This is a genomic window from Pseudomonas sp. B33.4, from assembly GCF_034555375.1.
GTDB lineage: Bacteria > Pseudomonadota > Gammaproteobacteria > Pseudomonadales > Pseudomonadaceae > Aquipseudomonas.
Window position 1 is genome coordinate 1,271,960 of sequence record NZ_CP140706.1, and the last position, 13,876, is coordinate 1,285,835.

Below are 13,876 nucleotides of genomic sequence, written 5' to 3' on the forward strand. Positions count from 1 at the left end.
CATGCAAAGCGGTTTGAATCCGGGCGCGTCATCAAATGCTGATACGCGAAAGTTTGATATCGGGTTCCTGATTGACGCTCAGTTGCTCAACGATCGCATCCTGCAAACGGCTGCACAGCAAAGGGTCGGATAACGGCTGGTTGTGCGCGTCGGTGATGAAGAACACGTCTTCCACGCGCTCGCCCAGGGTCGCAATCTTGGCGTTCTGCAGCGACAGGTCGAACTCAAGGAAAATCCCGCCGATTCGCGCCAGCAGTCCCGGGCGATCAGGCGCGGTCAGTTCCAGCACGGTCACTGGACGCTGCGCGTCGTTATGAATGGTGACCTGCGGCGCAAAGGCAAAATGCTTGAGCTGGCGCGGCACGCGACGCTGGATGATCGTCGGGTAGTCATCCGGGTTGCGCAGGGCCTCGGTCAGGCCTTCGCGGATCTGCTTGACCCGTGCCGGGTTGTCGCCGATGGACTCGCCTTCGTTGTCGAGCACGATGTAGGTGTCGAGGGTGAACTGACTGCTCGAGGTGATAACTCGAGCGTCATGAATGTTCAGGTTGAGCTGATCCATCGCCGCCACAGTCACGGCGAAGAAATCGTGCTGATCCGGTGCATAAATGAAGATCTGTGTGCCGCCCTCGAATTCGCGCTGGGTGGTTTCCTTGATCAGCACCAGCGGCCCGCCATCAACCGGTTGCTGCAAGATTGCATCGCTGTGCCAGGCCACGTCGCCGGCGGTGTGGCGCAGGAAATAGTCATCGCCCAGTTGCGCCCACAACTGCTCGACATCGTCCGGGTCGGTGCCGCCACGCACCAGAATATCCAGTGCGGCGCTTTGGGTCTGGCGGATCTGCTCTTCGCGATCCACCGGATTTTCCAGGCCGCGACGCAGCGCGCGTTTGGTCTCGGTGTAGAGCTGGCGCAACAGGCTGGCGCGCCATGAATTCCACAGCGTCGGGTTGGTCGCGTTGATGTCGGCCACGGTCAGCACATAGAGATAGTCGAGGCGGGTTTCATCGCCGACCGCCTGAGCGAAATCGTGGATCACCTGCGGGTCGGACAAATCCTTGCGCTGGGCGGTGGTCGACATCACCAGATGGTTTTGCACCAGCCAGACAATCAGACGGCTGTCCCATACCGGCAACTGATGGCGCTGGCAGAACGCCTCGGCATCGACTGCGCCGATCTCCGAGTGATCACCGTGCCGGCCTTTACCGATGTCGTGGTACAGACCGGCCATGTAGATCAGTTCGGGCTTGGGCAGTTTGGCCATCAACTTGGCCGCCAGCGGGAATTTCTCCGAGACCTGGGTGTACTGCAATTTGCGCAGGTGCTTGATCAGGTTCAGCGTGTGCGCATCCACCGTATAGATGTGGAACAGGTCGTGCTGCATCTGCCCGACGATAAAACCGAACTCCGGCAGATAACGGCCAAGGATGCCGTAACGGTTCATCCGGCGCAGGTTGCGATGGATGCCGATCTTGCACTTGAACAGCTCGATGAACAGGCTGGTGTTGCGAATATCGTTGCGGAAATTGTCGTCGATCAGGTGACGATGTTCCCGCAGCAAGCGAATGGTGTCGGCGCGCACGCCTTTGATTTCCGGTTGTTGCGCCATCAACACGAAAATCTCCAGCATGGCGAACGGCGTGCGGCGGAATACGTTGTCGTTGCGTGCCTCGATGTAGCCGTCGTGGAGCTGGAAACGCGAGTTGATCGGCTGCGGCGGCGCTTCGTCTTCCGGCGCAAGGATGACTTCCTCGAAATGCTGGATGATCAGGTCGCTGAGCTGGGCGATGCTCATCACTACGCGGAAATACTGTTGCATGAAGTTTTCGACGGCCTGTTTGGCGTCGTCGCCTTCAAAACCGAGTAAACCGGCAATGGTGCGTTGGTGATCGAACAGCAAGCGGTCTTCGGAGCGACCGGCGAGCATGTGCAGGGCGTAGCGCACCTTCCAGAGAAATTCCTGAGAGGAGGCGAGCAGAGCGTTTTCGCTTTCGACCAGAAAGCCTTCACCGGCGAGGGCGCGCAGGTTCAGCGTGCCGTATTGGCGACGCGCAACCCAGAGAATCGTCTGAATATCCCGCAGTCCGCCCGGCGAACCTTTGACGTTGGGTTCCAGGTTGTATTCGGTGTCATTGTATTTGTGGTGGCGGGCCTTTTGTTCGGCACGCTTGGCCAGGAAAAACTCCTTGGCCGGCCACATGTGTGCGGTGCTGGTGACGTCGAGCATCCGCTGACGCAAGCGCTCGGGGCCGCAGATGGTGCGGCTTTCCATCAGGTTGGTAACCACCGTCAGGTCGGCACGGGCTTCTTCGGCGCATTCATCGACCGAACGCACGCTCTGACCGACTTCCAGACCGATGTCCCACAGCAACGTGAGAAAACGCTCGATGGAATCGCGGAAAACTTCGTGGTCGGCGCTGTCCAGCAGGATCAGCAAATCGATGTCGGAATACGGGTGCAGCTCACCGCGACCATAGCCGCCAACCGCGACCAGCGCGATGTCGGCGTCTTCACTCCAGTTGAACTGCTCCCAGGCCTTTTGCAGGATATTGTCGACGAACCAGGCGCGGTCTTCGATCAGGCGGCGAATGTCGCGACCCTGGCGAAAACGCGTGTCGAGCACTTCGCGAGCCTGGCGGATCGCCTTCTTGAACGCCGCGATAGGACTCGCTTTGAGCGCCAGTTCAGCCTGGAACTGGCCGCGGTCGAAAAGTTCGGGATCCACCTGCGGCATCGATTGGCATTCCTTCTATAAGGCTGGGAGCGTTGTGTGGATCAGGCCGAGATGCGCGCGATGGTGTCATCGGCGCGCAGGGTGAAGATCTCGTAGCCGGTGTCGGTCACCAGCAGGGTGTGTTCCCACTGCGCCGAGAGCTTGCGGTCCTTGGTGATCGCGGTCCAGCCGTCGCCCAGTACTTTGGTGTCGGCCTTGCCCTGGTTGATCATCGGCTCGATGGTGAAGGTCATGCCGGCCTTCAGTTCCATGCCGGTGCCGGCGCGGCCGTAATGCAGGATCTGCGGCTCTTCGTGGAAGACCTTGCCGATGCCGTGACCACAGAACTCGCGAACCACCGAGAAACCGTTCTTTTCGGCGTGCTTCTGGATCACTTCGCCGATGTCGCCGAGGCGGCAGCCGGGTTTGACGATCTCGATCGCCTTGTACATGCATTCCTGGGTGATCTGCGACAGGCGTTCGGCCCAGACCGGCACTTCGCCGACATGGAACATACGGCTGGTGTCGCCGTGGTAGCCGTCTTTGATCACGGTGACGTCGATGTTCAGGGTGTCGCCGTTTTTCAGTGGTTTGTCATTCGGGATGCCATGGCAGACCACGTGGTTGATCGAAGTGCAGATCGACTTCGGGTAGCCCTTGTAGTTGAGCGGGGCGGGGATGGCTTGCTGCACGTTGACGATGTAGTCGTGGCAGATCTGGTTCAGCTCATCGGTGGTCACGCCCGGTTTGACATGTTCGGCAATCATTTCCAGCACATCGGCGGCCAGTTTGCCGGCGACACGCATGCCAGCGATGTCCTCGGGGGTTTTGAGGTTGACGGTCATACAGGCTCTCTCTGCGCTCGGCGGCGCTTGCTGATACGAATAGGGTGGCAGGTGATCGTTTTGCGACCCTGAAAAACGCGATTCTAACAGACGCACGGCGCAATTCAGCGCCCGCGTGCATCGCTTCTCTCTATACAATGGTGCGTTCGGAGCCGATTCCAAGGGGGCTGCGCCCATGTCCTTGGTGCGAATACAGATTCCGGGTTCCGTTTCTGCGCACCCTGTGGTATAAAATGCGCCGCTTTCCGGGGATACCCCGAAAAGCTTAAATCCACACACGTGTCGACACGATGACCTGGGTGCTTTTGGCTATATGCCACTGGTTGGTCATTGGGATACGTGGAGGCCAAACCCGACTTATTAAGGAACTATCATGTCCCAAGTCAATATGCGCGATATGCTGAAGGCCGGTGTGCACTTCGGTCACCAAACCCGTTACTGGAATCCGAAAATGGGTAAGTACATTTTCGGCGCGCGTAACAAGATTCACATCATCAACCTTGAAAAAACCCTGCCAATGTTCAACGAAGCTCTGACTTTCGTAGAGCGTCTGGCCCAGGGCAAAAACAAGATTCTGTTCGTCGGCACCAAGCGTTCCGCTGGCAAGATCGTTGCTGAAGAAGCAGCACGTTGCGGTTCGCCGTACGTCGATCACCGCTGGTTGGGCGGCATGCTGACCAACTTCAAAACCATTCGTGCTTCCATCAAGCGTCTGCGTGACCTTGAAGTTCAAGCCGAAGACGGTACTTTCGCCAAGCTGACCAAGAAAGAAGCGCTGATGCGCTCCCGTGACCTGGAAAAGCTGGATCGTTCGCTGGGCGGCATCAAGGACATGGGCGGTCTGCCAGACGCACTGTTCGTGATCGACGTTGACCACGAGCGCATCGCGATCACCGAAGCCAACAAGCTGGGCATCCCGGTAATCGGCGTTGTCGACACCAACAGCAGCCCGGAAGGCGTTGACTACATCATCCCAGGCAACGATGACGCAATCCGCGCTATCCAGCTGTACATGGGTTCGATGGCTGACGCAGTTATCCGTGGTCGCAACAATGTTGCTGGCGGTACTGTTGAATTCGCAGCTGAAGAAACTCAGGCTGCAGCTGAGTAATTGACGCCCTGGCGTTGACTCAGTAAGCAAAAAGGGGGCTTGGCCCCCTTTTTGCCACCTCGAAAACCATTTGTCGGCGCCCACGGCACTGTTTGTAATGTGCGGCAGCTAACAAGGGTGGCTCGGGAAGAATTGAACGCCCGTTCGATCGGGTGGAATGGTTGAAAACCTATCCAAGAGGAATTTGAAAATGGCAGCAATTACTGCAGCGTTGGTTAAAGAACTGCGCGAGCGTACCGGCGAAGGCATGATGGACTGCAAGAAAGCCCTGGAAAAGGCTGACGGCGACATCGAAAAAGCCATTGATGACATGCGTGCTTCGGGCGCGATCAAGGCTGCCAAGAAAGCGGGCAACGTTGCCGCTGAAGGCGCAATCGCCATCAAATCGAACGACAAGGTAGCCGTGCTGCTGGAAGTCAACTCGCAGACCGACTTCCTGGCCCTGCAAGACGACTTCAAGAACTTCGTTGCTGCCAGCGTAGAAAAAGCCTTCGATGAGAACCTGACCGACGCAGCTCCGCTGATCGCCGCTCAGGAATCGGCTCGTGAAGCTCTGGTTGCTAAAGTTGGCGAAAACGTCAACATTCGTCGTCTGGTCCGCGTAGAGGGTGACGTTGTCGGCACCTACCTGCACGGTAACAAGATCGGTGTTGCTGTTGTCCTGAAAGGCGGTGACGTCGAGCTGGCCAAAGACATCGCGATGCACGTAGCTGCAAGCAACCCTGAGTTCCTGCTGCCTTCGCAAGTTTCGGATGAAGCGATCGAGCGTGAAAAAGCTGTGTTCCTGCAGCTGAACGAAGAGAAGATCAAAGGCAAGCCAGAAAACATTGTTGAGAACATGGTCAAAGGCCGTATCAGCAAGTTCCTGGCAGAAGCAAGCCTGGTTGAGCAGGCGTTCGTCAAGAACCCTGAAATCAAGGTTGGCGAGCTGGCCAAGAAAGCCGGCGCAGAAATCGTTTCCTTCACTTACTTCAAAGTAGGCGAAGGCATCGAGAAGCCGGTCGACAACTTCGCTGAAGAAGTTGCTGCCCAGCTGGCTGCCGCCAAGCAATAAGACGGTTTTTCAACTGTCGCCCGAAAGAGGCTGCCCGCTTATGCGCGCAGCCTCTTTTCAGATGGGGGGCCAATTTTTAATTGGTTTCCGCTTGGAACTGACTTACAAAGCCATGTTCCGATGGCGCTGAAGCAGCGCCAAGCTAGAGTGAACGCCAGCTGTAAACAGCTCGCAAAGAATTTTAAATACGCCGCAGGAGAGATTCGCAATGGCTCAGCAGGGCAGTGGTTATCAGGCTCGCTATAAACGCATTCTACTCAAGCTTAGCGGCGAGGCCCTGATGGGCTCGGAAGAGTTCGGGATCGATCCAAAGGTGCTGGATCGCATGGCGCTGGAAGTCGGCCAGCTGGTCGGCATCGGCGTACAGGTCGGTCTGGTGATCGGCGGTGGTAACCTGTTCCGTGGCGAAGCCTTGAGCAAAGCCGGTATGGATCGTGTTACGGGCGACCACATGGGCATGCTGGCCACTGTGATGAATGCTCTGGCCATGCGCGATGCGCTGGAACGTGCCAACATCTCGGCCATCGTGATGTCGGCCATTTCCATGGTGGGTGTGACCGATCACTACGATCGCCGCAAAGCCATGCGTCACCTGAACTCCAAAGACGTCGTGATCTTCGCTGCCGGTACTGGCAACCCGTTCTTTACCACGGATTCGGCAGCCTGCCTGCGCGCAATCGAAATCGATGCCGACGTCGTGCTGAAAGCGACCAAGGTCGATGGCGTCTACACCGCAGACCCGTTCAAAGACCCGCATGCCGAGAAGTTCGATCATCTGACTTATGATGAAGTACTGGATCGCAAGCTGGGCGTGATGGATCTGACCGCTATCTGCCTGTGCCGCGACCACAAGATGCCGCTGCGCGTATTCAACATGAACAAGCCCGGTGCCCTGCTGAACATCGTCCATGGCGGCGCTGAAGGCACCCTGATCGAGGAAGGTCAACAATGATCAACGAAATCAAGAAAGACGCTCAAGAGCGCATGCAAAAATCCCTGGACTCTCTGGCCCACGCTTTTGGCCAGATTCGTACCGGCAAGGCTCACCCAAGCATTCTGGGCAGCGTGATGGTGCCGTACTACGGCGCAGACACCTCCATCACTCAAGTGGCCAACATCACTGTAAAAGATTCGCGCACCCTGCAAGTCGTCGCCTTCGAGCGCAACATGCTCGCAGCGGTCGACAAGGCAATCCAGAGCGCTGGCCTGAACCTCAATCCGACCAACCTGGGCGAATTGTTGCTGATCTCCATGCCTGCCCTGACTGAAGAAACCCGCAAGGGCTTCACCAAGCAGGCGCGCAGCGCTGCCGAAGACGCGCGTGTTGCCGTGCGCAACATCCGTCGTGATGCTTTGGGCGAGCTGAAGAAGCTGGTCAAGGACAAAGAAATCAGCGAAGACGAAGAGCGTCGTGCCGCTGCCGATATTCAGAAACTCACCGACAAGGCTGAAGCTGATATCGACACGGCTACCAAGCAAAAAGAAGCGGATCTGATGGCCGTATAAGGTTCGAGCTTTTAATGGACAAGACCAAGCAGACTGCGCCGTCCGCGGTGCCGCGCCATGTCGCGATCATCATGGATGGCAACAATCGCTGGGCGAAAAAACGCTTTATGCCGGGTGTCGCCGGGCATAAAGCGGGCGTGGATGCTGTGCGTGCCGTGATCGAGGTGTGTGCTGAGGCCAAGGTCGAAGTGCTCACCCTGTTCGCGTTTTCCAGTGAGAACTGGCAGCGCCCGGCCGATGAAGTCAGTGCCTTGATGGATCTGTTCTTCAAGGCATTGCGTCGAGAGGCCAAGCGCCTCAACGACAACAACATCAGCCTGCGCATCATTGGCGATCGTTCGCGCTTCCACCCTGAGCTTCAGGCGGCGATGCGCGAAGCCGAGGCCATGACCGCCGGCTCCAACCGCTTCATTCTGCAGATCGCCGCCAATTACGGCGGTCAGTGGGATATCGCCCAAGCGGCTCAGCGTCTGGCGCGTGAAGTTCAGGCCGGACACCTGCGTCCGGAAGACATCACCCCGGATCTGCTGCAAACCTGTCTGGCGACCGGCGATCTGCCATTGCCCGACTTGTGCATCCGCACCGGTGGCGAGCATCGCATCAGCAACTTCCTGCTGTGGCAACTGGCCTATGCCGAGTTGTACTTCTCCGACCTGTTCTGGCCGGACTTCAAACACGATGCCATGCGTACTGCGCTGGCCGATTTCGCTTCGCGTCAGCGTCGCTTCGGTAAAACGAGCGAACAGATCGAAGCTGGAGCCCGGGTTTAATGCTTAAACAACGAATCATCACTGCGCTGATCCTGCTGCCGATTGCCTTGTGCGGGTTTTTCCTGCTGGAAGGCTCCGGTTTTGCTTTGTTTATCGGTCTGGTCGTGACTTTGGGTGCCTGGGAATGGGCGCGTCTGGCAGGCTTTACCGGGCAAGCGTTCCGTGTCGGTTTTGCCGCTGTAGTCGCGTTCATGCTGTTTATCATGTACATCCTGCCCGGGCTTGCTCCGTGGGTGCTGGGTGCGTCTGTGTTGTGGTGGGCGGTGGCGACCTGGCTGGTGCTGACCTATCCGCGCTCCAGCGTGCACTGGTCCAGCGCAGCAACCAAACTGGTGATCGGTCTGCTGATTCTGCTGCCGGCCTGGCAAGGTCTGGTACAGATCAAGCAGTACCCGCTGGGTAACTGGCTGATCATGGCAGTGATGGTGCTGGTCTGGGGAGCCGACATCGGTGCTTACTTCTCCGGCCGCAAATTCGGCAAACGCAAGCTGGCCCCGCAAGTCAGTCCGGGCAAAAGCTGGGAAGGCGTTTATGGTGGCCTGGCGCTGAGCCTGCTGATTACCGCTATTGTCGCGTTTGTCCGCGACTGGACCGTCGCCGAGCTGCTTAAAGGTTTGCTTGGCGCTGCACTGATCGTCTTCATTTCCGTTGTCGGCGACCTGACCGAAAGCATGTTCAAGCGTCAGTCCGGCATCAAGGACAGCAGTAATCTGCTGCCCGGTCATGGCGGTGTGCTTGACCGTATCGACAGTCTGACTGCAGCGATTCCGGTATTTGCCGTACTGCTGTGGATGGCTGCACCGTGAGTCGTCCTCAACAGATTACCGTTCTCGGTGCGACGGGCTCGATCGGTCTGAGCACGCTGGATGTCATTGCTCGTCATCCCGAGCGTTACCAGGTTTTCGCGTTGAGTGGCTTCACGCGCCTCAGTGAGCTTTTTGCCTTGTGCGTGCGCCACGTGCCGCAGTTTGCCGTGGTTCCCGAGGCGGCTGCCGCGCGTGGCTTGCAGGACGATTTGCGTGCCGCCGGTTTGCCGACACGTGTGCTGGTGGGGGAGGAGGGGCTGTGTCAGGTCGCCGCTGCTCCGGAAGTCGATGCAGTGATGGCAGCGATCGTCGGTGCGGCAGGTCTGCGTCCAACCCTGGCGGCCGTCGAAGCTGGCAAGAAAATCCTCCTGGCCAATAAAGAGGCGCTGGTGATGTCCGGCGCCTTGTTCATGCAGGCGGTGCGCAAGAGCGGTTCGGTGTTGTTGCCGATCGACAGTGAGCACAACGCGATTTTCCAGTGCATGCCACAGGATTTTGCCCGTGGATTGAGCTCGGTAGGTGTCCGTCGGATTTTGCTCACAGCCTCTGGCGGCCCGTTCCGACAGACGCCGATGAGTGAATTGGTCCATGTTTCACCTGATCAGGCGTGTGCGCATCCGAACTGGTCGATGGGTCGCAAGATTTCGGTCGATTCGGCCAGCATGATGAATAAGGGGCTCGAGCTGATCGAGGCCTGTTGGTTGTTTGATGCAAAGCCATCGCAGGTCGAGGTGGTGATTCACCCGCAGAGCGTGATTCACTCGCTGGTCGATTATGTCGACGGTTCGGTTCTGGCGCAGTTGGGCAATCCCGACATGCGTACTCCGATCGCCAATGCCCTGGCCTGGCCAGAACGCATCGATTCGGGTGTGGCGCCACTGGATCTTTTCGCTGTCGCGCGTCTGGATTTCGAAGCGCCGGATGAAGAACGCTTCCCTTGTCTGCGTCTGGCGCGGCAAGCCGCTGAGGCTGGCAACAGTGCGCCGGCGATGCTCAATGCGGCTAACGAAGTGGCGGTGGCAGCGTTTCTCGACGGACGGGTCCGTTACCTCGAAATCGCGAGTATCATCGAGGAGGTCTTGAACCTTGAGCCGGTCGTTGCGCTGGCAGATCTCGATGCCGTATTTACGGCTGATGCCACGGCGCGAGCTCTGGCTGAGCAATGGTTGAAGCGTCACGATCGATAGAATTTGCAACACAATGGCTACACGCGACACTGAACAGGATTGCGGAGAAAGTAGATGAGCGCGCTCTATATGATTGCCGGCACCCTGATCGCCTTGGGTGTGCTGGTCACCTTTCACGAATTCGGCCATTTCTGGGTCGCGCGTCGCTGTGGCGTCAAGGTTCTGCGTTTCTCCGTAGGCTTCGGCATGCCGCTGCTGCGCTGGCACGACAAGCAGGGCACCGAGTTTGTGGTTGCAGCGATACCGCTGGGCGGCTACGTCAAAATGCTCGATGAGCGCGAAGGCGAAGTGCCGGTCGATCAGCTTGATCAGTCGTTCAACCGCAAAACTGTGCGTCAGCGTATCGCCATTGTTGCGGCCGGCCCGATTGCCAACTTCCTGTTGGCGTTGGTGTTCTTCTGGGTGTTGGCCATGCTTGGCAGCGAGCAGGTGCGTCCGGTCATCGGTGCAGTTGAAACCGGCAGTATTGCCGCTAGTGCCGGGCTGAGCGCGGGGCAGGAGATCGTTGCTGTCGATGGTGAACCGACTACCGGGTGGGCAGCGGTCAATCTGCAATTGGTCAGACGCCTTGGCGAAAGCGGTTCCCTGCAGTTGCTCGTGCGTGAGCAGGGCTCGAGTGCGGATACGCCGCGTGAGCTGAAGCTGGATAACTGGCTCAAAGGTGCTGATGAGCCGGATCCGATCCGCTCTTTGGGTATCCGCCCGTGGCGTCCTGCTTTGCCGCCAGTACTCGCCGAACTCGATCCGAAAGGCCCGGCTCAGGCGGCTGGCCTGAAGACTGGCGACCGTCTGTTGGCGCTCGACGGTCAGGCGCTGAATGACTGGCAGCAAGTCGTCGATACCGTTCGTACGCGTCCTGATACCAAAATCATGCTGCGTATCGAGCGCGACAGTGCTCAAATCGACGTCCCTGTGACGCTGGCGGCGCGCGGTGAAAGCAAATCGCCAAGCGGTTATCTGGGGGCAGGTGTAAAAGCTGTCGACTGGCCACCGGAGATGATTCGTGAGGTCAGTTACGGGCCTCTGGCTGCGATTGGCGAGGGTGCCCGTCGCACTTGGACCATGAGCATTCTGACTCTCGATTCGCTAAAGAAAATGCTGTTCGGTGAGCTCTCGGTAAAAAACTTGAGTGGACCGATAACCATTGCTAAAGTGGCGGGCGCTTCTGCCCAGTCGGGCGTCGCTGATTTCCTGAATTTCCTTGCTTATCTGAGTATTAGCCTGGGCGTTCTGAATTTGCTGCCCATTCCTGTACTGGATGGGGGGCATTTGTTGTTTTATCTGATCGAGTGGGCGCGTGGTCGTCCCTTGTCGGATCGGGTGCAAGGTTGGGGGATACAGATCGGTATCAGTTTGGTGGTCGGGGTGATGTTGCTTGCTCTGGTCAACGATCTGGGTCGACTGTAACGCTTCGCTGAATTGCGAATCTGCCGCATTTTGCGGCAGTTTGTTTATTGCCAGTTGGAATAAGAAAGGACTTCATGAAACGTCTGCTGCTAACTGCGGTTCTCACCGTATTGATGATCGCCGAAGTTCACGCCGAGTCCTTCACTATCTCTGATATTCGCGTCAATGGCCTCCAGCGGGTCTCCGCGGGTAGTGTCTTTGGTGCCTTGCCGTTGAACGTCGGCGAGCAGGCGGATGATCGTCGCCTGGTGGAATCCACTCGTGCGTTGTTCAAAACCGGTTTCTTTCAAGATATCCAGCTGGGCCGCGAAGGCAACGTTCTGGTCATCACGGTCGTCGAACGTCCGTCGGTCGCCAGTATCGAGATCGAAGGCAACAAGGCGATCTCCACTGAAGACTTGATGAAAGGTCTCAAACAATCCGGTCTGGCCGAAGGCGAGATCTTCCAGCGCGCCACCCTCGAAGGTGTGCGTAACGAACTGCAGCGTCAGTACGTCGCGCAAGGTCGCTACTCGGCTACGGTCGATACCGAAGTGGTCTCGCAACCGCGTAACCGCGTTGGTCTGAAAGTGAAGATCAACGAAGGCACTGTTGCCGCCATTCAGCACATCAACGTGGTGGGCAACACGGTTTTCCCTGAGGAAGACCTGACCGACCTGTTCGAGCTGAAAACAACCAACTGGCTGTCGTTCTTCAAGAACGATGACAAATATGCCCGTGAAAAACTTTCCGGTGACCTTGAGCGTCTGCGTTCCTACTATCTGGACCGTGGCTATATCAATATGGATATCGCTTCGACCCAGGTGTCCATCACCCCGGACAAGAAGCACGTCTACATCACTGTCAACGTCACCGAAGGCGAGAAATACACCGTTCGTGACGTCAAGCTCAGCGGTGATCTGAAGGTCCCTGAAGATCAGGTCAAGTCCTTGTTGCTGGTGCAGAAAGGTCAGGTGTTCTCGCGCAAGCTGATGACCACCACCTCTGAACTGATCACCCGTCGTCTGGGTAACGAGGGTTACACCTTCGCCAACGTCAACGGCGTGCCGCAGCCACACGATGACGACCATACCGTTGACATCCTGTTCGCTGTCGATCCGGGCAAGCGTGCCTACGTCAACCGCATCAACTTCCGTGGCAACACCAAGTCCGAGGACGAAGTGCTGCGCCGTGAAATGCGTCAGATGGAAGGCGGCTGGGCTTCGACCTACCTGATCGACCAGTCCAAGACCCGTCTTGAGCGTCTGGGCTTCTTTAAAGAAGTCAACGTTGAAACTCCGGCTGTCCCGGGTGTCGACGATCAGGTTGACGTGAACTACGCCGTTGAAGAACAGGCTTCCGGTTCGATTACCGCCAGCGTCGGTTTCGCCCAGAGCGCCGGTCTGATCCTCGGTGGTTCGATCACTCAGAACAACTTCCTCGGTACCGGTAACCGCGTCAGCATCGGCCTGACCCGCAGCGAATACCAGAGCCGCTACAACTTCGGCTACGTTGACCCGTACTGGACCGCCGATGGCGTGAGCCTGGGTTACAACGCGTTCTATCGCACCACTGACTACAAAGATCTCGACGTCGATGTAGCAAGCTATGCGGTGGACAGCCTGGGTGCCGGCGTCAACGTTGGCTACCCGATCAGCGAAACTTCGCGTCTGACCTTTGGCCTGTCGGTTCAACAGGACGAGATCAAGACCGGTACCTACACCGTTGACGAGATTTTCGACTTCGTTAACAAGGAAGGCGACAAGTACCTGAACTTCAAGGCGTCGGCCGGCTGGTCCGAGTCGACCCTGAACAAAGGCGTACTGCCGACCCGTGGCCGTTCCCAGAGCCTGACCCTGGAAACCACCGTGCCGGGCAGCGACCTGTCGTTCTACAAGCTTGATTATCGCGGTCAGCTGTTCCAGCCGATCAGCGAGAACTACACCCTGCGTCTGCATACCGAGCTGGGTTATGGCGACGGATACGGCGGGACCGATGGCTTGCCGTTCTATGAAAACTACTATGCTGGTGGTTTCAACTCGGTTCGTGGCTTCAAGGACAGCACCCTCGGCCCACGCAGTACGCCGAGCCGTGGTACCAACCCGGGCACGCTGGCTGACCCGGACCAGGATCCGCTGCCGTTCGGTGGTAACGTCCTGATCCAGGGTGGTGTCGAAGTTCTGTTCCCGCTGCCATTCGTGAAAGATCAGCGCTCCCTGCGTACTTCGGTATTCTGGGATGTGGGTAACGTATTTGACTCGCAGTGCAAGGACACTACCAATGCCAATGGCTCGTCGTCGAACACCAAGTGCAACGACATCAGCCTGAGCAACATGGCCAGTTCCGTGGGTGTGGGTGTGACCTGGGTCACCGCACTGGGTCCTCTGAGCTTCGCGTTGGCCATGCCGATCAAGAAGCCGGATGAGGCTGAAACTCAAGTGTTCCAATTCTCCCTCGGCCAGACGTTCTAAGCGTCTGACCCAAGATAACGACAATGG

The 13,876-nt window shown here is 57.7% G+C and carries 11 protein-coding genes; 9 read left to right on the forward strand and 2 right to left on the reverse strand.

Annotation, left to right across the window (positions count from 1 at the left end):
- Positions 1-31: 31 nt before the first annotated feature.
- Together U6037_RS05505 and map are read right to left on the reverse strand one after the other, a co-directional pair.
- The gene (locus tag U6037_RS05505) at positions 32-2,734 is read right to left on the reverse strand and encodes a [protein-PII] uridylyltransferase (RefSeq protein WP_242204920.1); all 2,703 of its coding nucleotides are present in this window, start codon (positions 2,732-2,734) and stop codon (positions 32-34) included.
- A 41-nt stretch (positions 2,735-2,775) separates the two neighbouring features.
- Positions 2,776-3,558, reverse strand: a complete 783-nt coding sequence (gene map / locus U6037_RS05510; RefSeq protein ID WP_008081693.1) for a type I methionyl aminopeptidase — start codon at positions 3,556-3,558, stop codon at positions 2,776-2,778.
- A gap of 373 nt (positions 3,559-3,931) precedes the next feature.
- Here map and rpsB point away from each other — a divergent pair, with 373 nt between their 5' ends.
- The 9 genes from rpsB to bamA all read left to right on the forward strand — a co-directional run bounded on the left by rpsB (position 3,932) and on the right by bamA (position 13,849).
- A complete protein-coding gene (rpsB, locus tag U6037_RS05515; protein WP_003222119.1) occupies positions 3,932-4,669 on the forward strand; it encodes a 30S ribosomal protein S2 in 738 nt (245 codons plus the stop codon).
- Between the two features lie 190 nt (positions 4,670-4,859).
- Positions 4,860-5,723 (forward strand): translation elongation factor Ts, encoded by an 864-nt coding sequence (gene tsf, locus U6037_RS05520; protein ID WP_249485200.1) that lies wholly within the window; start codon positions 4,860-4,862, stop codon positions 5,721-5,723.
- 208 nt (positions 5,724-5,931) lie between these two features.
- Positions 5,932-6,675: a UMP kinase gene (gene pyrH, locus U6037_RS05525; RefSeq protein WP_003222124.1), complete on the forward strand. Its 744-nt coding sequence runs from the start codon at positions 5,932-5,934 to the stop codon at positions 6,673-6,675.
- Entirely contained in the window at positions 6,672-7,229 is a 558-nt protein-coding gene (frr, locus tag U6037_RS05530) for a ribosome recycling factor (RefSeq protein WP_007908855.1), read from the forward strand. Before pyrH ends, frr begins: the two co-directional genes overlap by 4 nt.
- A gap of 14 nt (positions 7,230-7,243) precedes the next feature.
- Complete coding sequence (gene uppS, locus U6037_RS05535) at positions 7,244-7,999, forward strand: polyprenyl diphosphate synthase (protein WP_127926008.1); 756 nt, start codon at positions 7,244-7,246, stop codon at positions 7,997-7,999.
- Positions 7,999-8,805, forward strand: coding sequence for a phosphatidate cytidylyltransferase (locus U6037_RS05540; protein ID WP_322846066.1), 807 nt, complete (start codon positions 7,999-8,001; stop codon positions 8,803-8,805). The genes uppS and U6037_RS05540 overlap by 1 nt, the downstream gene beginning before the upstream one ends.
- Complete coding sequence (ispC, locus tag U6037_RS05545) at positions 8,802-9,992, forward strand: 1-deoxy-D-xylulose-5-phosphate reductoisomerase (protein WP_322846067.1); 1,191 nt, start codon at positions 8,802-8,804, stop codon at positions 9,990-9,992. Before U6037_RS05540 ends, ispC begins: the two co-directional genes overlap by 4 nt.
- Positions 9,993-10,046: 54 nt before the next feature.
- Positions 10,047-11,399 (forward strand): sigma E protease regulator RseP, encoded by a 1,353-nt coding sequence (gene rseP / locus U6037_RS05550; RefSeq protein ID WP_322846068.1) that lies wholly within the window; start codon positions 10,047-10,049, stop codon positions 11,397-11,399.
- A 74-nt stretch (positions 11,400-11,473) separates the two neighbouring features.
- Positions 11,474-13,849: an outer membrane protein assembly factor BamA gene (gene bamA / locus U6037_RS05555; RefSeq protein WP_150650252.1), complete on the forward strand. Its 2,376-nt coding sequence runs from the start codon at positions 11,474-11,476 to the stop codon at positions 13,847-13,849.
- The last annotated feature ends 27 nt before the right edge of the window (positions 13,850-13,876 follow it).